The organism is Paraburkholderia sp. BL6665CI2N2, from assembly GCF_004366535.1.
Classification (GTDB): Bacteria; Pseudomonadota; Gammaproteobacteria; order Burkholderiales; family Burkholderiaceae; genus Paraburkholderia.
Genome location: NZ_SORC01000001.1, coordinates 4,293,567 through 4,314,512 on the forward strand (window position 1 = coordinate 4,293,567; position 20,946 = coordinate 4,314,512).

20 protein-coding genes are annotated in these 20,946 nt (G+C 63.6%); 6 read left to right on the plus strand and 14 right to left on the minus strand.

Going from position 1 to position 20,946, the window contains the following annotated elements; translation table 11 throughout:
- The first annotated feature begins 20 nt into the window (after positions 1-20).
- Positions 21-1,601 (plus strand): methyl-accepting chemotaxis protein, encoded by a 1,581-nt coding sequence (locus B0G81_RS19105; RefSeq protein ID WP_134137990.1) that lies wholly within the window; start codon positions 21-23, stop codon positions 1,599-1,601.
- A 60-nt stretch (positions 1,602-1,661) separates the two neighbouring features.
- Here the strand turns inward: B0G81_RS19105 and B0G81_RS19110 are convergent, their stop codons facing one another.
- The 5 genes from B0G81_RS19110 to B0G81_RS19130 form a co-directional block, all read right to left on the minus strand.
- Positions 1,662-2,042 carry a DUF5594 family protein gene (locus B0G81_RS19110; RefSeq protein WP_116139958.1) on the minus strand — a complete coding sequence of 127 codons (381 nt, stop codon included), beginning with the start codon at positions 2,040-2,042 and terminating at the stop codon, positions 1,662-1,664.
- Between the two features lie 132 nt (positions 2,043-2,174).
- Positions 2,175-2,525, minus strand: a complete 351-nt coding sequence (locus tag B0G81_RS19115) for a ribbon-helix-helix domain-containing protein (RefSeq protein ID WP_134137991.1) — start codon at positions 2,523-2,525, stop codon at positions 2,175-2,177.
- A gap of 143 nt (positions 2,526-2,668) precedes the next feature.
- Complete coding sequence (locus B0G81_RS19120; protein ID WP_134137992.1) at positions 2,669-4,255, minus strand: GMC family oxidoreductase; 1,587 nt, start codon at positions 4,253-4,255, stop codon at positions 2,669-2,671.
- Positions 4,256-4,424: 169 nt separating this feature from the next.
- Positions 4,425-5,120 carry a tat (twin-arginine translocation) pathway signal sequence gene (locus B0G81_RS19125; protein WP_134137993.1) on the minus strand — a complete coding sequence of 232 codons (696 nt, stop codon included), beginning with the start codon at positions 5,118-5,120 and terminating at the stop codon, positions 4,425-4,427.
- Positions 5,121-5,231: 111 nt separating this feature from the next.
- Positions 5,232-5,630: a VOC family protein gene (locus tag B0G81_RS19130; protein WP_134137994.1), complete on the minus strand. Its 399-nt coding sequence runs from the start codon at positions 5,628-5,630 to the stop codon at positions 5,232-5,234.
- Between the two features lie 358 nt (positions 5,631-5,988).
- Between B0G81_RS19130 and B0G81_RS19135 the strand changes: the two genes are divergently transcribed.
- Positions 5,989-6,399: a DUF2000 domain-containing protein gene (locus tag B0G81_RS19135; protein ID WP_106279245.1), complete on the plus strand. Its 411-nt coding sequence runs from the start codon at positions 5,989-5,991 to the stop codon at positions 6,397-6,399.
- Positions 6,400-6,420: 21 nt separating this feature from the next.
- Here B0G81_RS19135 and B0G81_RS19140 read toward each other — a convergent pair whose 3' ends face one another.
- The 7 genes from B0G81_RS19140 to B0G81_RS19170 all read right to left on the minus strand — a co-directional run bounded on the left by B0G81_RS19140 (position 6,421) and on the right by B0G81_RS19170 (position 14,021).
- Complete coding sequence (locus tag B0G81_RS19140; protein ID WP_134137995.1) at positions 6,421-6,945, minus strand: Lrp/AsnC family transcriptional regulator; 525 nt, start codon at positions 6,943-6,945, stop codon at positions 6,421-6,423.
- Positions 6,942-8,603: an acyl-CoA synthetase gene (locus B0G81_RS19145; protein ID WP_134137996.1), complete on the minus strand. Its 1,662-nt coding sequence runs from the start codon at positions 8,601-8,603 to the stop codon at positions 6,942-6,944. Before B0G81_RS19145 ends, B0G81_RS19140 begins: the two co-directional genes overlap by 4 nt.
- Entirely contained in the window at positions 8,600-9,520 is a 921-nt protein-coding gene (locus B0G81_RS19150) for an SDR family oxidoreductase (RefSeq protein WP_134137997.1), read from the minus strand. Before B0G81_RS19150 ends, B0G81_RS19145 begins: the two co-directional genes overlap by 4 nt.
- Positions 9,521-9,614: 94 nt before the next feature.
- Complete coding sequence (locus tag B0G81_RS19155) at positions 9,615-11,000, minus strand: dicarboxylate/amino acid:cation symporter (protein ID WP_134137998.1); 1,386 nt, start codon at positions 10,998-11,000, stop codon at positions 9,615-9,617.
- A gap of 101 nt (positions 11,001-11,101) precedes the next feature.
- Positions 11,102-11,713: a 3-isopropylmalate dehydratase small subunit gene (gene leuD, locus B0G81_RS19160; RefSeq protein WP_134137999.1), complete on the minus strand. Its 612-nt coding sequence runs from the start codon at positions 11,711-11,713 to the stop codon at positions 11,102-11,104.
- Complete coding sequence (gene leuC / locus B0G81_RS19165) at positions 11,710-13,125, minus strand: 3-isopropylmalate dehydratase large subunit (RefSeq protein WP_134138000.1); 1,416 nt, start codon at positions 13,123-13,125, stop codon at positions 11,710-11,712. Before leuC ends, leuD begins: the two co-directional genes overlap by 4 nt.
- Before the next feature lie 17 nt (positions 13,126-13,142).
- Positions 13,143-14,021, minus strand: coding sequence for an alpha/beta hydrolase (locus B0G81_RS19170; RefSeq protein WP_134143165.1), 879 nt, complete (start codon positions 14,019-14,021; stop codon positions 13,143-13,145).
- A 94-nt stretch (positions 14,022-14,115) separates the two neighbouring features.
- Between B0G81_RS19170 and B0G81_RS19175 the strand changes: the two genes are divergently transcribed.
- Positions 14,116-15,018, plus strand: coding sequence for a LysR family transcriptional regulator (locus B0G81_RS19175; protein WP_134138001.1), 903 nt, complete (start codon positions 14,116-14,118; stop codon positions 15,016-15,018).
- 12 nt (positions 15,019-15,030) lie between these two features.
- On the opposite strand, the gene B0G81_RS19180 is transcribed toward B0G81_RS19175, so the two are convergent.
- Together B0G81_RS19180 and B0G81_RS19185 are read right to left on the minus strand one after the other, a co-directional pair.
- On the minus strand, positions 15,031-15,222 hold the full coding sequence (locus B0G81_RS19180; RefSeq protein ID WP_106279230.1) for a hypothetical protein: 192 nt from the start codon (positions 15,220-15,222) through the stop codon (positions 15,031-15,033).
- Positions 15,223-15,283: 61 nt separating this feature from the next.
- Positions 15,284-16,192, minus strand: coding sequence for a LysR family transcriptional regulator (locus B0G81_RS19185; RefSeq protein WP_116139937.1), 909 nt, complete (start codon positions 16,190-16,192; stop codon positions 15,284-15,286).
- 141 nt (positions 16,193-16,333) lie between these two features.
- On the opposite strand from B0G81_RS19185, the gene B0G81_RS19190 reads away from it, so the two are divergent.
- The 3 genes from B0G81_RS19190 (at position 16,334) to B0G81_RS19200 (ending at position 20,891) form a co-directional block, all read left to right on the plus strand.
- Positions 16,334-18,454, plus strand: a complete 2,121-nt coding sequence (locus tag B0G81_RS19190; RefSeq protein ID WP_134138002.1) for a 3-hydroxyacyl-CoA dehydrogenase NAD-binding domain-containing protein — start codon at positions 16,334-16,336, stop codon at positions 18,452-18,454.
- Between the two features lie 85 nt (positions 18,455-18,539).
- Entirely contained in the window at positions 18,540-19,748 is a 1,209-nt protein-coding gene (locus B0G81_RS19195; RefSeq protein ID WP_134138003.1) for an acyl-CoA dehydrogenase family protein, read from the plus strand.
- Between the two features lie 12 nt (positions 19,749-19,760).
- Positions 19,761-20,891: an acyl-CoA dehydrogenase gene (locus B0G81_RS19200; protein WP_134138004.1), complete on the plus strand. Its 1,131-nt coding sequence runs from the start codon at positions 19,761-19,763 to the stop codon at positions 20,889-20,891.
- The last annotated feature ends 55 nt before the right edge of the window (positions 20,892-20,946 follow it).

Here is a 20,946-nt window from a genome sequence, read left to right on the forward strand (position 1 = left end):
GCCTTACCTGGGACATTGCAGTGACGTTCTATAGAAATCTGAAGATCGCCGTTAAATTAGCCTTGCTCGGCGCGGTGTTGCTGGCCGCGACGATGATCGTGGGCCTGGAAGGCTGGCATGCGCTGGCGAAAACGCATGCGCTGCAAATCGAGTCGGCGCAATCGCTCGCTCACTATGCGCGAGCCGCCGACACGGCGCGCGTCGCACAGGTCGAGTTCAAGAAGCAGGTGCAGGAATGGAAGGACCTGTTGTTGCGCGGCGCCGATCCGGCCGCGTTCGCCAAATACCGTGATGCCTTCAGCAAGGAAAGCGGCACGACGCACGCCGCCCTGCTGCGTCTGAAGGATCAGTTGAGCGCATTGGGCGCAAACGTGGACGGCGTCGACAACGCGCTCGCCACGCACGCTTCGTTGCAGGACACTTACTTCGATGCGCTCAAGCATTACGACGCCGCCGATCCGAACACCGCGCACGTGGTCGACGCTCTCGTGAAGGGCATCGACCGCGCGCCGACCGCCGCGATCGACGACATCGTCGCTTCCGTCATGCAACAGGCGCAGGATTCCAGCGTGCGCACGAGCGAAGCGGCGGAACGCGCCTATACGATCGCCACGGTGCTGTTGCTGTCGGTCGTGATCGGCTCGCTCGGCGTCGGCGCATTTGCGGTGTGGTTTCTCAGCCGCAGCATCACACTGCCGGTCAGGCAGGCCGTGGGCGTCGCGCAAGCGGTGGCGGCGGGCGATCTGCGCGCGGACGTGGCCGTGGTGAGCCGCGACGAGACCGGCCTGCTGCTCATCGCGCTCAACGACATGAACCGGCGCTTGCGGCAGATCGTCAGCGAGATTCGTGAAGGCGCGACGACGATTTCGTCGGCCACGCAGGAGATCGCCGCAGGCAACCTCGACCTGTCCGCACGCACTGAACAGCAAGCGGCCTCGCTCGAAGAAACCGCCGCGTCGATGCAGCATTTCACCGACTCGGTTCAGCGCAACGCCGCCAATGCGCGCGAGGCCACCACGCTTGCGCAAACCGCGGCGCAGGCTGCGCGCGATGGCGGCGCCGTGATGAGCGACGCGGTGCGCACGATGGGCCAGATCGAAGCGGCGTCCAGGCGCATTGTCGATATCATCGCGGTGGTGGAAGCCATCGCGGCGCAGACCAATATCCTCGCGCTCAACGCCGCGGTGGAAGCGGCCCGCGCCGGCACGCAAGGGCGCGGTTTCGCGGTGGTCGCAAGCGAAGTGCGCAGTCTCGCGCAACGTTCCGCCGATGCCGCGCAGGAGATCAAGACGCTGATTCGCGAGTCAGTCGCCACGATCGACGCCGGCACGCAGTTGATCAATCACGCGAGCAATACGATGGACGGTGTGGTGGCGAGCGCGGGCAGCGTGACGCGCATCGTCGAATCCATCGCGACGGCAAGCGTCGATCAGGCAGCGGGTATCGCGGAAGTGAACGATGCCGTCACGCAGATGGATCAGGTGACGCAAAGCAACGCGGCGCTCGTCGAGCAGGCGGCTGCCGCGGCCGATGCGGTGCAAAGCAAGGCATCGGGGCTCGTGCAAAGCGTGAGTTTCTTCCGGCTGGGAGCCGCGGCTTAAGGCTTGGCGCCGCGTGACGCCCGCTGTTATGCAAGCGTGAAGCGGCGCGCAATGCGCCGCTTACGATTCGAAATCGAGTCCGCCGATCAACACCAGAGGATCGGCCTGCGTATGCGAGAGAAAATCCAGCTCGCGCGCATGATTCCAGGCTGCGAGCTTGCGCGGCAGCGCGGCCAGATAGCCGGCGAAACGCGAGGGCCCTTCCGCGCCCATCAGTCGCTCGATTTCGTCGCTGTCCCAGGTCAGATACAGATTCAGCGGATAGGTGTAGTGCCCCATGTCTTCGATGGGCGCTGCGTGAATCCGCACGCGAGTGGGATGCCCATGGCCGCCATACGGCAGCACTTTGGTCTGCACGGTTGTCGCGAAACAGGCGGCAATCGCCTCGGCAATGCGAGGCGCGAACTCTTCATCGAAACGGGCGGCACTCTCCGGACTCATCCAGGTCTCCAGCTTTATGCGTGATGAGCCGGCTATCCTAGCACGCGGTCGGGCGAGCGCCGGTTGCGTCGCGGCATGTCTGCCTGGTAGTCACGCGCAACCGCGGCGGCGGCTGCGCGTCGGCATCCCGCATCAAACCGTCTTCAGAATTCGCGGCTTCGCTTCGTTCACCGCTGCCGCCAGTTCGGCCACCGCATCGGGCGCGCCGGCGCCCTTTTCCGTGCGCATCGACAGATAGCGCAAACAGCACACCCGCAAAAACGAGGCGAAGTTGGTCGGCATCTCGCCGCGCAGCGCGATCAGTTCGTCGTAGAGCTTCACGGCGAACTGGCTGGTCGTCATGCTCTCGCGCGCCGCGATTTCGTGCAGCACGTCCCAGAACAGATTCTCCAGCCGAACCGTAGTGATCACGCCGTGAATGCGCAACGAGCGCGTGCGCGACTCATACAGGATCGGATCGGCGTTGATGTATATCCCACACATAACGTTTGCTCCTTGTTTCCGGGCGTGCGCCGTGGCATTTCATGCAGCCACGGCACGCCGCCCGCCTTCGTCAACATACGCCGGCATTCGCCGCCCGACAATCGCATCGAACCCGAACGCCGCGCCTGCCCTGTCCAGCCGCGTTACACCGCGCGTTTATTCATCTGCCCGGCGATGTGATCCGCCTGACGGATCGCCAGTGTGACGATCGTCAAGGTCGGATTTTCCGCCGCGCCGGTGGTGAACTGGCTGCCATCCGAAATGAACAGGTTCGACACTTCATGCGTCTGGCCGAAGCGGTTGCACACGCCGTCTTCGGCTCGCGCACTCATGCGGGCGGTGCCGAGGTTGTGCGTGGACGGATACGGCGGCACGCGATACACCGTCTTCGCGCCTGCCGCTTCGTACACCGCCGTACCCTGCCTGAACGCGTGCTCACGCATCGCTTCGTCGTTCGGATGATCGTCGAAATGCACGTTGGCGACCGGCTGGCCGTATTGATCCTTCACGTCCGTGTTCAAGGTCACGCGATTGCTCTCGCGCGGCATATCCTCACCGACGATCCACATGCCCGCCGTGTACGCGTATTGATCCATCGCCTGGCTGAAGTTCGGCCCCCATGCGCCCGGATCGAGAAAAGCCGCGTAAAACGGCAGGCCGAGCGACACGGTCTCCATGTGATATCCGCCCGCGAAGCCGCGTTGCGGATTGAACACCGCTTCGTCCTCGATGATGCCGGCCATCGTCGTGCCCTTGAACATCTCCACCTTGTCGTTGAACACCGCATACACCGAGCCCGTGGTGTGACGCATATAGTTGCGGCCCACCTGGCCCGAGCCGTTCGCGAGCCCCTGCGGGAATCTGCTCGAATGCGAGTTCAGCAACAGCCGCGGCGTCTCGATCGAGTTGCCGGCCACCGCGACGACGCGCGCCTTCTGCCGCTGCAATTTGCCGTTGCCGTCGTAGTAGATCACCTCCTTCGCTTTGCCGCGCGCGTCGGTTTCAATGCGCACCACGTGGGCCTGCGTGCGCAACTCCATATGGCCGGTTGCCTGAGCGCGCGGCAATTCGGTGTAGAGCGTCGACCACTTGGCGCCCGTGCGGCAACCCTGAAAGCAGAAGCCGCGCTGGAAGCAATGCGCGCGGTCGTCGCGCACCACGCTATTGATCGCCATGTGGCCGGTATTGCATTCCTTGTAGCCGACTTTCATCGCGCCGGCCGACATTACCTTGAAGTTGTTGTTGCCCGGCAGGCCCGGCAGACCGTTGGTGCGCGTCACGCCCATTTTCTGCGACGCGCGGTCGTAATATGGATCGAGCTCTTCACGCGTGAGCGGCCAGTCGAGCAGATTGGCGTCCTTGATATCGCCGTAGGTCGTCTTCGCCTTGAATTCGTACGGCTGGATGCGCAGACTCGCGCCGGCCCAGTGCGTGGTCGTGCCGCCGACCGTCTTGCAGATCCACGCGGGCAGATTCGGAAAGTCTTTGGCGATGCGCCAGCTGCCTGACGTGGTGCGTTTGTCGAGCCATGACAGCATCTGGAACGCGCCCCATTCGTCCGTCGTGAAATCGGCCTGCGTATGCAGCTTGCCCGCTTCCAGCACGACGACGTTGATGCCCTTCTGCGCGAGTTCGTTGGCGAGCGTGCCGCCGCCCGCACCCGAGCCGATGATCACGACGACCTTGTCGTCGTTGTGCGAAAAACGCACCTTGTTGTTGTCTTGATCCATGTCTTACCTCCTGTCGACGGGAGTTAGCGCTTCAGCGCTTACTCCCGTCCCATGCAAAGCGGTCGACGGGAGTTAGCGCTTTAGCGCTTATTCCCGTCCCATGCAAAGCGGTCGATCAGAGTTGGCGCTTCAGCGCTTACTCCTGCCCCATGCAACGCCTTCATCGCGATTAGCTGTCCGTAGGGATCGGTCCGCTGGCGGCTGCCGGCGGATTAGGCAGCCACGAAAGGCTGTTGAACCCTTTCGTCAGGTAGCCGCCGTCGCCTTCCGAAGCGCCGTAGCCGAAGTGCGCATACGCCATGGTGTTGGCGTACAGCGAAACCACCGCGGTGCTGCGTATCGTGTTGAAAAACGGCGTGCCCGCGAGCGCGGCGACATCCTTGGCCTGGTCCGCGGGCGCACGCTTGAGCCAGTCGGAACCCGCTTGCGCGTCGAGTTGTCTGACGCCGTCCGCGAGTTGCTGACGCACCGCCGGATCGGCTTTCGCTTTCGCGTCGAGGTCCTTGACCACCAGCGCGTAGACCGCGTTGTCGAGCGTGGGGTGTGGATAGATCTGCCGCGTGAAGGCCAGAATCACTTCGCCCTGGTGCGTGTCGAGACCTTGCAGTTCGAGGGCCCACGCGCGGCTCGGCGCGAGCGTCGACAGTACCGACGAGAACGCCAGCGTGCCCATCAGCACACCCGTGCCTCTCAAAAGCTCGCGACGCGTGAGCGGAAGCCGCAACGCGGCCGCGGCAGCCTTCGCCGCGCGATGCTCGCCGCCGTGCTCATGCGTGTGCTCATGCGTGTATTCGTGCGTGTGTTCGTGAGGATGCTCATGCCGCGCGTGATCGGACGCGACGATCGGTATGACCGTTGTCTTCATGGTTGTCTCCTGTCGACCAGAGCTGGCGCTTCAGCGCCTTATTCCGGTCCCATCCAAGATGGTTGCTTGTGGGTATTGCGACTACGCGCGGCGGCCGCCGGATTACTTTGGCTATTGATAGTGGCCGTGGCGTTCCAACACTTCGATCTTGTAGCCGTCAGGGTCCTGAATGAAAAAATAACGTGCCAGCAACTCGCCGTCGTCGTTGTGAAACTCGCGCAGATCGTTGGGCGTCATGCCGAGATCGAGTAGACGCTGCCGTTCGTGTTTCGCATCGTCGACCACGAAAGCGACATGGCCGTAGCCGTCGCCGTGCGAATACGGTTCCTCGCGGCCTTTGTTCCAGGTCAGTTCTATTTCGGCGTCGGCTTCGGCGTTGCGCAAATAAGCGAGCGTGAAGTCCGGAAAATCGAGCCGGTGCGATACGTCGAAACTGAAAGCCTTTTGATAGAACGCGAGCGAGCGCGGCAGATCCTGCACACGGATCATCGTGTGGATGAGTTTGGCCATCGGTGTCCCCTCCTGTTTGGATGAAGTTTAGGAGGACGCACGCGCGAGTGGTAATGCACGGCTAAATCGCGCCAGGGACTTGCCCTATGTTGCGGCAGCGTCGCTTGCGGGGATTTCGTGCGCGCGTCGACGGCGCGAACATTGATGGACGTGGCGCGCACTCAGGTTGCATTGCAGCACGCCGGCCTGTTCAAGCGACCATGTGCCGAATGGCATTAGGCAAAACCCGACGTCGACGTAGCGCCAACGCACATCCAGTGAAGCCCATTCGTTTTTGCCCGACAGCGATACACAGATGCGTCGAGTTTCCATAAGATCGGGTTCGATGTCTTTCTAATGCCGTGGAGCGTAGTGCGTTATGGAATTCGATACGAAAGTCGCGATCATCGTGCTGGACGATCTCGCTGTCTGGCAAAAACTCAATGTGACCGCCTTTCTCGCGACGGGGATCGCCGGCGCCGCACCGGAGGCGATGGGCGAGCCGTACGAGGACGCGGCGGGCCGCCGGCACGCGCCGCTGCTCGGCCAGCCGATGATGGTGTATCAGGCGGACAACGCGGGTTTGCTGCGCGCGTTCCGCCAGGGCATTGAACGCGAATTGACGCGCGCCGTGTATGTGCGCGCGATGTTCGCAACGGGCCACGATCAGGCGAACCGTGAAGTGTTCCGCGCCGAACCCGCCGATGCGCCCGACCTCGTCGGCATTGCCGTGCGCGGGCCGAAGAAGGCGGTCGATAAAGCCGTGAAAGGTCTCTCACTGCATGCGTGACACGCCGCGCTGCGAGCGCGTTCAGAGTTCAGGACTCGGGCCGCGCTCCAGATAGGTGGTCAGCGCGATATAGCTGCGCGTGCCGGTAAAGCCTTCGATCGCGTGAATACGCGCGAGCAGTTGTTCGAGCGATTGCGTGTCGCGCGTGCGGACCTTGAGCAACATTGCGCTCTCGCCCGTCACGGTATGAATCTCCTCGACATCGGGCAGTTCCTGCAGCGCCAGCAGTTGCCGCGTCACCGCCCAGCTCGTCGTATCGACATGCACGAACGCAAGCAATGGGCGATTCAGCCTCGCGCCGTCGAGCGCGGCGACCGTCGCCTTGATCACGCCTTCCTTTTTCAAACGCCGGGTACGTTCGTGGACCGCGGGCGCCGACAGAAACAGCAGCTTGCCGAGTTCCGCGTAAGTGCGTGTGGCGTCTTCGGCGAGCAGTGCGAGCAGCTTGCGGTCAGTATCGTCGAGCGAGGCCGGGCCCGGTTGAGCGCCCGGCGTCCGGAGCGCCCTGCCGCTGCGCGTGGAAGGTGAGCGCGGACCCGTGCTCATGGTTTTGCGGCGGAATCGTTACCTTCTTGTGCGAGTCCCTCGCGCAAGGCTTTGCGGATCACCTTGCCGGTCGGCGTCAACGGCAGGCTGTCGACAAAGCGGATCTCGCGCGGATATTCGTGCGCGGCAAGGCGCGTTTTGACGTGATGCTGGATCTCGCGCACGAGCGCCTCGTCGCCGACAAAACCGGCCTTGAGCACCACGAACGCCATCACGATCTCGGTGCGCTCGGGATCCGGCGCGCCGATCACGGCCGCCATGGAAACAGCCGGATGACGCAGCAAAGAATCTTCGATCGAAGCCGGTCCGATTCGATAACCGGCACTCGTGATCACGTCATCGCCACGGCCGACGAAGCGGATGAAACCGTCCGCGTCGCGCGTGCCGAGGTCGCCAGTCAGCAGAAACTTGCCGCGGAATTTTTCGCGCGTGGCCGCCTCGTTGCCCCAGTAGCCGAGGAACATGACCGGATCGGGCGCGGCCACCGCGATGTCGCCGATTGCGCCTTGCGGCAGTTCATTGCCGTCCATGTCGACGATCGCGACATGATGCCCGGGCACCGCGCGGCCGATCGCGCCGAAGCGCGGCTCGAACAGCGCCGCGCACGACGACACCACCACGTTGCACTCCGTCTGCCCGTAGAACTCGTTGATCGTCACGCGCAGCGCCTTGCGGCCCCAGCCGATCAGTTCCTCGCCGAGCGATTCGCCGCCGCTTGCCACCGAGCACAATGCGAGGCTCCAGCGTTCGGGATGCTCGACACCGCGCATCATCTTCAGAGCGGTCGGCGGCAAGAATGTATGCGAGACCGCGTGACGCGCCATCAGATCGAACGCGGCCTCGCCGTCGAATTTCGCAAAGCGGCGCGCCAGCACCGCGACGCCGTGATGCCACGAAGGCAGCAGCACGTCGAACAGGCCGCCGATCCACGCCCAGTCCGCGGGCGTCCACATGAGCGTGGCGTGCGCGGGAAAGCCCTGCTGCGACATCTCCACACCCGGCAGATGGCCCAGCAACACGCGATGCCCGTGCAGCGCGCCCTTCGGCTTGCCGGTCGTGCCCGACGTGTAGATGATCACCGCGGGATCGTCGGCGCCGGTGTCGGAGGGCCTGAAGCTGGCGGACGCGCTGTTCAGCGCCTGCCAGAATGAATGCACGGGCGCTTGCGGATCGCCGTTGTCCTGATCGATATCCACGCTGAAGACATGGCGCAATGCCGGCAATGCCGCGCGGATTTCGTCGACCTTCCGCACGCCGGCGTGGTCGGTGATCAATGCCACCGCGCCGCTGTCGCCGAGCCGGTGTTCGATCGCGTCGACGCCGAACAGCGCGAAGAGCGGCACGGCCACCATGCCGGCCTTGTAGGCGGCGAGATGCGCGAGCGCCGTTTCGATCGATTGCGACAGGAAGATGCCGATGCGGTCGCCGCGTTGCGCGCCCGCCGCGAGCAGCGCATTGGCAAAGCGATCGGACAGCGCCTTCAACTGGTCGAACGTATAGCGGGTGGCGTTGCCCTCGGCGTCCTCGTAGATCAGCGCGAGGCGGCCCGAACCGTCGGCCCATTTGTCGCAAACATCGACACCGATGTTGTAGCGCGCCGGGATGTCCCAGGCGAAGTTTGCCGCGAGCGACTCGTAGGTCTGGCCGTCGAGATTCATCCTGTCTGCTCCTGCAAGCCCGTCGGCGGTTGATAGCGCGGGAAGCCGTTATATTCGATCGTACGCTGCGCTTCGGCGAGCGGCCATGAATGGCGCGCGTTCGGCACGCCGCCGTCGACACGGATCACTGTGCCGTTGATGAACGCCGACGCCTCCGACAACAGAAAGACCGCCGCGCTGGCGAGTTCCGATTCCGTGCCGAAACGCTGCAATGGCACCTTGTGCTTCAGCGTGCGCAGCAGCGCCTGGTACTCTTCGTTGTAGCTGTCCATGCCCGCCGACGCAATCCAGCCGGGCGCGACCGCATTGACTCTAACGCCGGCGTGGCCCCATTCGCAGGCGGCCGTTTCGGTGAAGTTCCATACGCCCGCACGCGCCGCGCCCGAGTGCCCCATGCCAGGCATGCCGCCCCAGATGTCCGCCAGCATGTTCACGATCGCGCCGCCGTGATGCTGCATCCATTGGGTATAGCACTCGCGGGACATCAGAAACGTGCCGTGCAGATTGTTGCGCACGACCGCGTCCCAACCGTTGAGGGAGATCTTTTCGAGCCTCGCGGGGAATTGCCCGCCTGCGCAGTTGAAAAGGCCGTCCACGTGGCCCAGATCGGTGATGATGGAAGCGATCGTGTCACGGACCTGCTGCTCGTTACGGATGTCGCAGGAGTAAATCTTGTGGCCGTTGCCGGAGGACGGATGATCCGTGGCCAGTTCGGCTTGCACCGCTTTCAGCTTGTCTTCGCTTCGGCCGACCAGCGCCAGGGTCGCCCCCAAGGACGCCAGTTCGTGAGCCGTGCATCGGCCAAGTCCGCTGCCCGCGCCGGTGACGATCACCACCTTGCCGGAGAAAAGACCTTCGCGAAAAACTGAACGATAGCCGCTGGATGGCGGCGAGGTACTCGACGAAGCTGCGGGCATTCGGGTGTCTCCTTCACGAACTGCGCTTTCGGTGTTTTCTGAGTTTAGCTCAAGTTTTGTTCGCGCGTTGTTGTCGCCCTCAATTTTATTTCCCTTATTTCGTGCTTGATATTTCATTAATTTTTGAGCCAGGCTCAACTCCAGCCCACTCGACTTCCCGCGCGGCACCCACCGTCGTGCGTTCATCGAGCGCGCCGGCCGGATCGTCAACTGGCCGCGAACGTGGCCGCCCCAACGCCGCCCTCAGCTTGTCCCGATCCAGTTCCTTCTCCCACGCCGCAATCACAATCGACGCCACGCCGTTGCCCATCGTATTGGTCAGCGCCCGGCACTCAGACATGAACCTGTCGATGCCGAGAATCAGCACCATCGCCGTCACCGGCACAGTGGGCACCACGGAAAGACTCGCGGCCAGCGTGATGAACCCCGCCCCCGTGACGCCCGTCGAACCCTTGGACGTCAGCATCGTCACCGCCAGCAGCGTGATTTCCTGAGCGATCGTCAAATGCGTGTTGGTGGCCTGCGCGAGAAACAGCACCGCGAGCGTCATGTAGATATTGGTGCCGTCGAGATTGAACGAGTAGCCGGTCGGCACCACGAGACCGACAATGCCGCGCGAGCAGCCGAGCCGCTCCAGCTTCTCCATCAGTTGCGGCAGCGCCGCTTCCGACGTGGAAGTGCCGAGCACGATCAGCAACTCATCCTTGATATAGACGACGAAGCGCCACAAGCTGAAACCGCATGCTCGCGCAATCAGACCAAGGCCGCACGAGACGAACAGAAACGCGGTCAGATAGAACGTACCGATCAGTTTCACCATCGGCAGCAAGGAGACGATGCCGTATTTGCCGATCGTGAACGCGATCGCACCGAACGCGCCGATCGGCGCGAGGCTGGTGATCATCCGCACGATGCGGAAGAACGTTTTAGACAGCAGGTCGATCAGACCGATCAGCGGTTTGGCGGGTTCGCCCAGCACCGCGAGCGCGGTGCCGAACAACATTGCGATCAGCAGCACCGGCAGAATATCGCCCTGCGTGAAAGCGCCAGCGAACGTATCGGGAATGATGTGCATGAAGAAGCCCGCGAGCCCTTCGCCGTGTGCGGCTTGCGCGGCATAACTCGCGATCGCGCCGGCATCGAGCGTGGCGGGATCGACGTTGAAGCCGATGCCCGGTTTCAGCACATGCGCGGCGAGCAGGCCGATCGCCAGTGCGAGCGTCGACACCACCTCGAAATACAGCAAGGCCTTGCCGCCCACGCGCCCGACTTTGCGCATGTCGTGCATGCTGGCAATACCGGTCACGACCGTGCAGAAAATCACCGGGCTGATGATCATGCGCACGAGTTTGATGAAGGCATCGCCGAGCGGTTTCATCGCCACGGCGTCCGCGGGCAGAAAATGCCCCAACGCCACGCCGATGATGATCGCCACGATCACCTGCACATACAGCACCTTGTAGAGCGGTTTGCGTTTCATGTCTCCTCCGTTTTGACAGGCAAAGCGTGTCCCTTCCCTTCTGTCGGGGAATGGGTCACGCGCGGTTAGCGTTGAGCGGCGACCTGCACGTCGCCAGGGTGTTACAACACGGCGGCCCAGCTATGCCGCGTGAAATGGTCTCGCTCGAATGCTTCAATGTCGTGCAATGAGGCGAGCGTCAGATCGATGGTGTCCATGCCTTCGACCACCATCTGTTTATGGCGAGCGCCGAGTGGAAACGCAAACGCGCGTCCCGTGGCGGACGTCACTGTTTGCCGTTCGACGTCGATATGCAGCGGCGCTGCGGGTTGCGTTGCTGCGTCATGCAACAGGAGGTCGATTTCGTCGCGTTCAAGTTGCACGAGCAGCAGACGGTTGTTCATCGCGTTCGAATAGAAGATCTCCGCGAAGCTCGGCGCGATGACCGCTTCGAAACCGGCTTGCTGAAGTCCCCACACCGCGTGCTCGCGGCTCGACCCGCAGCCGAAGTTCGAGCCGCCGATCAGAATGCGAGCGTCACGATACTCCGCCAGATTCAACACGCAGTCGCTGCGCGGCTCGCCTTGCGCGTCGAAACGCAAGTCATACAGCAAGCCTTCCTTGAGCCCCGCCTTGTCGATAATGCGCAGAAACTGCTTCGGCATGATCTGATCGGTATCGAGGTTTTCGATTGGCAAAGGCGCGGCGGCGCCGTGGATTTCGGTAAGTCTCATGACTGCGTCTCCAGCGTGCGGACGTCGGTGATGCGTCCGGTCAATGCGGCCGCCGCGGCCATCGCGGGGCTCATCAGGTGAGTACGGCCGCCACGGCCCTGGCGCCCTTCGAAGTTGCGGTTGGTGGTGGAGGCACACCGTTCGTCGAGCGCCAGAAAATCGTCGTTCATCGCGAGACACATCGAGCAGCCCGGCTCGCGCCATTCGAAGCCGGCCTCGCGCAATGTCGCCGCGATGCCTTCGGCTTCCGCCTGGCGTCGCACGCTGCCCGAGCCGGGCACGACCATCGCGCGCACGCCCTGCGCGACGTGGCGCCCCGCGACGATCGACGCGACGATGCGCAGGTCTTCAATGCGTCCATTGGTGCAGGAGCCGATGAACACGCGATCGATCGGCGTGCCCGCAATCGGCTGATCCGCGTCGAGGCCGATATAGTCGAGCGCGCGGCGCAACGCGGCGACGGCTTCCGGTGTCTTTTGCGTGGCCGCGGCGGGGATCAGTTCGTCGACGGCGATGGCCTGGTCGGGACTCGTGCCCCACGTGACAAACGGCGCGATATCGCGGGCATCGAAACGATGCTCGATATCGAAGCGCGCGTCCGGGTCCGATTTCAGTTCGCGCCAGTCGTTCATCGCCGCTTGCCACGCGGTTTCATCGAGCGACGGTGCGTGTGCGCGGATGTAGTCGAACGTGGTGGCATCGGGTGCGATCAGCGCGGCGCGCGCACCCGCTTCGACGGTCATGTTGCACAAGGTCATGCGTGCTTCCGCCGACAGCGACGCGATCGTCGATCCAGCGAATTCCACCGCATAGCCGCGCGCGCCCTGCGCGCCGATGCGGCTGATGATCCACAGAATCAGATCCTTCGAAGATGTGCCATACGGCATCGCACCCTCGATCGTGATGCGCATGGTCTGCGCGACGCGATACACCAGCGTCTGCGTGGCGAGCACGTGCTCGACCTCGGACGTGCCGATGCCGAATCCCAAAGCGCCAAGCGCGCCATACGTCGTTGTATGACTATCGCCGCACAGCACGACCATGCCCGGCCGAATCACCCCACGCTCGGGCGCGACGATATGTTCGATGCCTTGCAGCGGATCGTTCGCCGCATGCAACGCGATGCCGGCCTCCGCGCAATTGCGCGCCAGGTTGTTCGCGAGCAGCAACGACGCGGCATCGCGAATCACACGCGGCGATTCCGCGTGCGTCGGAATGATGTGACTGACCACCGCGAGCTGCTGCTTCGGCCGGCGCACGCGCCGCGTTTTCGCGGCCAGCGCGCTGAACGCTTGTGGGCTGGTGTATTCGTTCATCAGATGCAGATCGACGTACAGCAGCACGTTCTGTTCATCTACACGCGTCACGACATGCGAATCGACCAGCTTCTGGTAAAGGGTTCGTGTTGACATGATGAAGGCCCGCGCGACTAGGACTGCAGAAACGGAAGGACGCGTTCGAGCAATAACCCGGGCGCTTCCTCGGGAATGTAGTGGCCGCACGGCAGCGCTTCGCCGCTCACATTGGCCGACCACTTCCGCCATTCGGCGAGGGGCTCGAAGCATTGTTCGATGACGCCTTGCGCGCCCCACAGCGCCAGGAAATCGCATTCGATCTTCCGCCCTTCAGCGAGCGACGCGCGGTCGTGTTCGAGGTCGATCGTGATGCTCGCGCGGTAGTCCTCGCAGATGCCGTGCGCGGTGCCGGGGTCGCTCAGGCAGCGCAGATATTCGGCGTAGGCCGCGTCGGTGAATGGCGCGAGGCCGGCGCTGCGCGCGCCGATGGTCTGCTTCAGATAGAGGTCGGGATCCGCGCGAATCAACGTCTCGGGAAACGGCGCGGGTCGCACGAGAAAGAACCAGTGCCAGTAAGCGCGCGCGAAATCGAACGAGGTCTGTTCGTACATCGCAAGGGTCGGCGCGACGTCTAGCGTCACGAGCCGGGTCACGGTTCGCGGATGATCGAGCGCCATGCGGGCGGCCACCCGTCCGCCGCGATCGTGGCCGATCACGGCGAAGCGGTCGAAACCTTGCGCACGCATTAGCGCGACCTGATCGGCGGCCATGCGCCGTTTCGAATAGTTCGCGTGGTCGTGTGTGCCCTGCGGTTTGCCGCTGTCGCCGTAGCCGCGCAAATCCGCGGCGATCAGCGTGAAGTGCCGCGCCAACGTCGGTGCGACCTTGTGCCAGATCGCGTGAGTTTGTGGATGCCCATGCAGCAGCAGCAAAGCCGGCCCGTTGCCGCCGCGAATCGCGTTGATGCGAATGCCGTCGACCTCGGCCGACGCGTCTGTGAAACCTGCAAACATCATTGCCTCCCCTGTTTGAATGAAGTCTAATTGATGCCTGCAGCGATATGGTTTCTATTGGCGCAATCCGGAATTAACTTTTAGGAACGAATCGATGGACGGCTTTTCCGACCTCAATCTGTTCGCGCTGGTGGCGCGCCATCGCAATCTCGCCGCGGCTGCACGCGAACTCGGCGTCACGCCGCCGTCCATCAGCAAGCGGCTCGCGCAACTCGAACAGCGTCTCGGCGTGCGTCTCGTGAACCGCACCACGCGGCGCGTCAGCCTGACGGCGGAGGGCGAGATTTATCTGGCGAATGGCTCGCGCATCCTCGACGATCTCGCCGAACTCGAACAACTGGTCACGCAGAGCCGCGCCGAGCCGACCGGTCTGTTGCGCGTGAATGCGTCGTTCGGTTTCGGCCGCGCGCACATCGCCCCGGCCATTTCGCGTTTCAGCGAGCGGTTCCCGTCGATGAAGATTCAGTTGCATCTGACGGACCGGCCGGTCAGCTTGCAGGAGGAAGGCTTCGATCTCGGGATTCGTTTCGGCGAAGTGCCGGATGCGCGCATCAACGCGCGCTTGCTGCTGAAGAACCAGCGCGTCGTATGCGCGTCGCCGGCTTATGTGAAGCGGCACGGCGCACCGCAAATGCCGCACGATCTCACGCGGCATGCCTGCCTCGTCCTACGCGAAAACGAATCGGCGTACGGCACGTGGCATTTTTCGCGCGGCAAGAAATCGGAGACGGTGAAGGTGGACGGTCCGTTGAGCAGCAACGACGGCAGCGCCGTGCTGAAGTGGGCGCTCGACGGCCGCGGCGTCGCTGTGCGTTCGGCGTGGGAAATCGCGGGGCACTTAAGGCGCGGCGAACTGGTGCCGCTTCTCGCCGACTGGGCGCTGCCGAACGCGGACATTCACGCGATCTATCTGGAGCGGCACCGCTTGTCGGCCAAGCTGAGGACGTTTATCGATTTTCTCGGCGACGAGTTGCGCGAGAGCGTACAGACCGCCTAGCGAGACGCGTGCTCACCCTGCCCGCTTATTGCGCTGTTGGGCCCGGCTAGCGCGCCAGCGCAGCACTAAGCTGATGAGCGCGGCAAAGGCGGCAGTCGCCACGTAACCGGCGAGACGAATCGCGTCTTCGCCCGGCAAGCGGGAGATCAACAGAACAACTACGGCAAGTGCCAGCACGGCTAGAAGTCCGATGATCCATTTCATCTCTTGTCTCCGCTCTTTTTGCGTAGCATACCTGCGCGAGATACAAGATGAACCTCGTCGTTTACGCGGGCAAGCCTCTGCCCGTGCCATGCGCCTGCTGCAAAATGAAATCGATGAACGTCGACGCCGCGCGCGTGTGATGCCGGTTCGGCATATACAGCATGTACATGTGCGTCCCGAAGATGCTTAAGCGCCATTCATCGAGCGCGGTGAGCACGTCGCCGCGGCGCAGATCGTCCTGCACCACATAATCCGGCACGAGGCCCACGCCGAGTCCCGCAAGCACCGCCTGGCGCAAGAACAGAAAGTTCTCGGAGATGATGCTCGGCTCCAGCAGCACTTCATGCCGTTCATCGCGCAAATATGCGGCTACCCGCAACTGCCGGCCGACCACTGCAGCGGTAATCAGCGGCGCCGTGCGCAGATCGTCGAGCCGCTGCGGCATGCCGTGCCTGTCCGCAAAATCCGGCGACGCGCATGCCACATACCGCACCGGCCCCATGTCGCGCGCGACGAGGTTTTGCGGCGGCTCGGACATCACGCGCACGGCGATATCGACTTCATCGCGCATCAGGTCTTCAACGCGGTTCTCGAACATCACATCCAGTACGATGCCCGGATAAAGCCGCTTGAACGCGATCAGCCAGTCCGACATGACGAGTTGCCCGTAACCGCTCGGCACGCTCAGCCGCACGCGCCCTTGCAGACTTTGCCCGAGCGTGGTGACGGATTCGCGCGCGGCGAGCAGCGCGTTCTGGATCGTGCGGCCATGTTCGTAGAGTTGCAGACCGATCTCGGTCGGTTCGACCCGGCGCGTGGTGCGCCTCACCAGTTGCAGCCCGATGGAACGCTCCAGCTGATTCAGGTGGTAGCTCACGTTCGCGCGGCTCATTTTCAGCCGGCGCGCGGCTTCACTGAGATTGCCCGCGTCCAGAATGTCCACCAGCAGGGTCAGCGAGTTGACGTCCATGGCGGCGCCTTTGTCAAATAAACTTTGACAGTCTGTCAACCGCCCATGTAATTGTCAATAAACCTTGACCGACTCACAATCGGGACAGTTCGCCAGACCCGGCATGCTCTGCCATGCGGCCCATCACAATCAGGAGACGCCATGACCCCCAACCCTTCGGCCGATGTTGTCACGCGCGAATTGCGCGGCAAGGTGCTGCTCGTGACGATCGACCATGCGCCGGTCAATGCGTTATCCGCCGACGTGCGGCGCGGCCTGCTCGCCGCCGTCGAAGCCGCGGATGCCGACAAGGCCGTGGAGGCCGTGCTGATCATCGGCGCGGGGCGCAATTTCATCGCCGGCGCGGACATTCGCGAGTTCGGCAAGCCGCCGGTGCCACCCTCGCTGCCGGACGTGTGCAACCGCATCGAGGCGTGCACGAAGCCGGTAATCGCTGCGATTCATGGCGCGGCGCTCGGCGGCGGTCTGGAAGTGGCGCTCGCGGCGCATTACCGGATTGCCGTCGACGGCGCGAAGCTCGGCTTGCCTGAAGTGCAACTCGGCCTGTTGCCGGGCGCGGGCGGCACGCAGCGCACGCCGCGTTTGATCGGCGCGCAGGCCGCGCTCGATCTGATTCTGAGCGGCCGCCACGCCAGCGCGAAGGAAGCGCTCGCGTTCGGTCTGATCGACCGTCTCGGCAGCAGCGACGACATCCTCGCCGAAGGGTTCGCGTACGCGCACGAGTTGCTGGCCGCCCACGCGCCGGTGCGCCGCACGCGCGACGCGTCGGCACTCAGCGAGCGCGCCGCGAGTCTCGCCGCCGTCGCCACGGCGCGGGCGGAAACCGCGAAGAAATCGCGTGGCCTGTTCTCGCCGCTGAAAATCGTCGACGCCGTCGAGGCCGCCATCGAACGGCCTTTCGACGACGGTCTGCGGCTCGAACGCAAGCTGTTCCTCGAATGTATCGACAGCCCGCAGCGCGCCGGTCTGATTCACGCGTTCTTTGCCGAGCGCGAAGTGCTCAAGGCGCCCGAAACGCGCGACGCCAAACCACGCGCGCTGAACGCGATTGGCGTGGTGGGCGGCGGCACGATGGGCGCGGGCATTGCCGTCGCGGTGCTCGACGCGGGCTTGCCGGTGACGATGATCGAACGCGACGACGCGTCGCTCGCACGCGGCCGCGCGCACATCGAAAAAGTCTACGACGGCCTGATCGCCAAAGGCCGCCTGAGCGTGGAAAAGAAAGCGGCGCTCATGGCGCGCTGGAGCGGCAGCACGTCGTACGATGCGCTCGCCGGCGCCGACCTCGTGATCGAAGCCGTATTCGAAGACCTCGCCGTCAAACAGGCCGTATTCGCCGAACTCGATCGCGTCTGCAAAGCGGGCGCGGTGCTCGCGACCAATACCTCGTATCTCGACATCGACGCGATCGCGTCGAGCATTTCGCGTCCCGCCGACGTGATCGGCCTGCACTTCTTCTCGCCTGCCAACATCATGAAGCTGCTGGAAGTGGTGGTGCCGAAGCAGGTCAGCGCCGACGTAGTCGCCACCGCGTTCGAGCTGGCGAAAAAGTTGCGCAAGACGCCGGTGCACGCGGGCGTGTGCGACGGCTTTATCGGCAACCGCGTGCTCGCCGTGTATCGCAGCGCCGCGGACGCCATGATGGAAGACGGCGCCTCACCCTATCAGATCGACGCAGCCGTGCGCGCGTTCGGCTTTCCGATGGGACCGTTCCAGGTGGTGGATCTGGCGGGCGGCGACATCGGCTGGGCGGCACGCAAACGGCGAGCGGCCACGCGCAATCCCGCAGCGCGTTATGTGCAGATCGCCGACCGTCTTTGCGAGCGCGGCTGGTTCGGCCAAAAGACCGGACGCGGCTTCTATCTGTACCCCGAAGGATCGCGCAGCGGCACGCCCGACCCGGAAGTCGAAGCGATCATCGATGCCGAACGCGTGCGCGCCGGCATCGCGCCGCGCAGTTTCACTGACGATGAAATCATCCGCCGCTACATGGCCGCGATGATCAACGAAGGCGCCAACGTCGTGCACGAGCGTATCGCGCTGCGGCCGTTGGATGTCGACGTGACGTTCCTGTACGGCTACGGCTTCCCGCGCTATCGCGGCGGTCCGATGAAATACGCGGACATGGTCGGCCTGCCGACGATCCTCGCCGACATTCGCGAGTTCGCCAAACAAGACCCGCTCTTCTGGAAGCCCTCGCCGCTGCTGGTCGAACTGGTGGAGCGCGGCGCAGATTTCGCGAGCCTGAACCAGAGCGTCTGAAACGGCGCATCATCGTCGACTTGCATCAGGCTGACCGGACGCGCGCGTGCGCGCCGGTCGCTCAACCCAATTCGGAACACCCGCCATGGATCTGAACTTCACTCCCGAGGAAGAAGCCTTCCGCGCCGACGTGCAGGCCTTTCTGCGCGACAAGCTCCCGCAACGTCTCGCCGACAAGGTCCACGGCGGCCGCCGTCTTACGCGCGACGACATGGCCGAGTGGCACGCCATTCTCAACGCGCAAGGCTGGCTCGCCAATCACTGGCCTAAAGAGTACGGCGGCCCGGGTTGGAACGCGGTGCAAAAATTCATCTTCGAAAACGAATGCGCGCTGGCCGGCGCGCCGCGCGTGGTGCCGTTCGGCGTCAACATGCTCGGCCCGGTGCTGATCAAATACGGCAGCGAAGCGCAAAAGCGTCATTGGCTGCCGCGTATTCTCGACGGCTCGGACTGGTGGTGCCAGGGTTATTCGGAACCCGGCGCCGGCTCCGATCTCGCCTCGGTCAAAACCACCGCCGTGCGCGGCATCGACGCGCAGGGCGAGCACTACATCGTCAATGGACAGAAGACATGGACCACGCTCGGCCACTACGCGAACATGATCTTCTGCCTCGTGCGTAGCGCGACCGATGTGCGCAAACAGGAAGGCATCAGCTTCCTGCTGATCGACATGAAGACACCGGGCGTCGAAGTGCGCCCGATCATCACGCTCGACGGCGAACACGAAGTCAACGAAGTGTTTTTCACCGACGTGCGCGTGCCGGTCCAGAACCTCGTCGGCGAAGAGAACAAGGGTTGGACCTACGCCAAGTATCTGCTCACGTATGAGCGCACCAATATTGCGGGCGTCGGCTTCTCGGTGGCCGCGTTCAATCGCCTGCGCAAGATTGCAGCGAAACAGCGGCGCAATGGCAGGCCGCTCGCGGAAGACGCCGCGTTCGCGACTCGCATGGCGCGCGTCGAGATCGATCTGGAGAACATGAAGACCACCAACCTGCGCGTGATCGCGGCAGTGGCGGGCGGCGGCGTGCCCGGCGCCGAAAGTTCGATGCTGAAGATTCGCGGCACGGAGATCCGTCAGGAAATCTCGTCGCTTACGCGGCGCGCGATGGGTGCGTACGCGCAGCCGTTCATCGAGGAAGCCTTGCATGACGGCTTCGACGGTACGCCCGTCGGCCCGGACGAAGCCGCGAGCGCCGCGTCGCTGTATTTCAACAATCGCAAGCTGTCGATCTTCGGCGGCTCGAACGAAATCCAGAAGAACATCATTTCCAAAATGATCCTGGGACTGTAAGGGGCGCACGTCATGAATTTCCAGCACACCGAAGACCGCCGCATGCTGGCGGATACGCTGAACCGTTTTGTCAGCGAGCAGTACGGTTTCGCCACGCGCGACCGGATCGCTCAGTCTCACCAGGGCTATAGCAGCGACTTGTGGAGCCGCTTTGCCGAGCTCGGCATTATCGGCGCACTGTTCGATGAAGCGGATGGCGGTTTCGGCGGCGGCGGTTTCGATATCGCCGTAGTGTTCGAGAGCTTGGGCCGTGGTCTCGTGGTCGAACCGTTTCTCGATACGCTGATCGTCGGCCGTGCCATTGCGCGCAGCGGCAACGAAGCGCAGAAGGCCGCGCTCGCGGAATTGATTGACGGCTCGCGGATCGTCGCGCTCGCGCACGGCGAACCGGACAGCCACTATGAACTATCCCGCGTAACGACGCGCGCGGAGCGAAGCGGCTCCACGTGGCGACTAAACGGAGCCAAGGCCGTGGTTCAGCACGGCGAGCACGCTTCGCTTTTTCTGGTCTCGGCACGCACCAGCGGTGATGACGATAGCGAAGCAGGCGTGACGCTCTTTCTCGTGCCGCGCGATACGCCCGGTGTCGGCGTGCGCGGCTATCGCAAGATCGACGGCGGCCGCGCTGCTGAAGTGACCTTCGACAACGTCACGCTGAACGACGGCGCATTGCTCGGCACGATTGACGCGGGCTTCGCGACACTCGAATACGCGATTGGCTGCGGCGTGCTCGCGTTGTGTTCCGAAGCCATCGGCGCGATGGATGTCGCCAAAGACTACACGCTCGAGTATCTGCGCACGCGCAAACAGTTCGGCGTGCCGATCGGCAGCTTTCAGGCATTGCAGCATCGCATGGCCGATCTGCTGCTGGAGATCGAGCAGGGCCGCTCAGCCGTGATCAACGCCGCGGCGGCCCTCGGCGCCGAGCGCAAGGTGCGGGAGCGCGCGATGTCGGCGGCCAAGTACAGCATTGGGCGAATCGGCGCGCTAGTCGCGGAAGAATGCATTCAGTTGCATGGCGGTATCGGCATGACGTGGGAACTGCCGCTCGCCCGCTACGCGAAGCGCCTCGTGATGATCGATCATCAACTCGGCGATGAGGACCATCATCTCGAACGATTCGTGGCGCTAGGCCGCGAATAAAGCGCCCACCGCGCGGCCATTTCCCGCCAGTCGCCTCACGATGGGGCGCTTGACG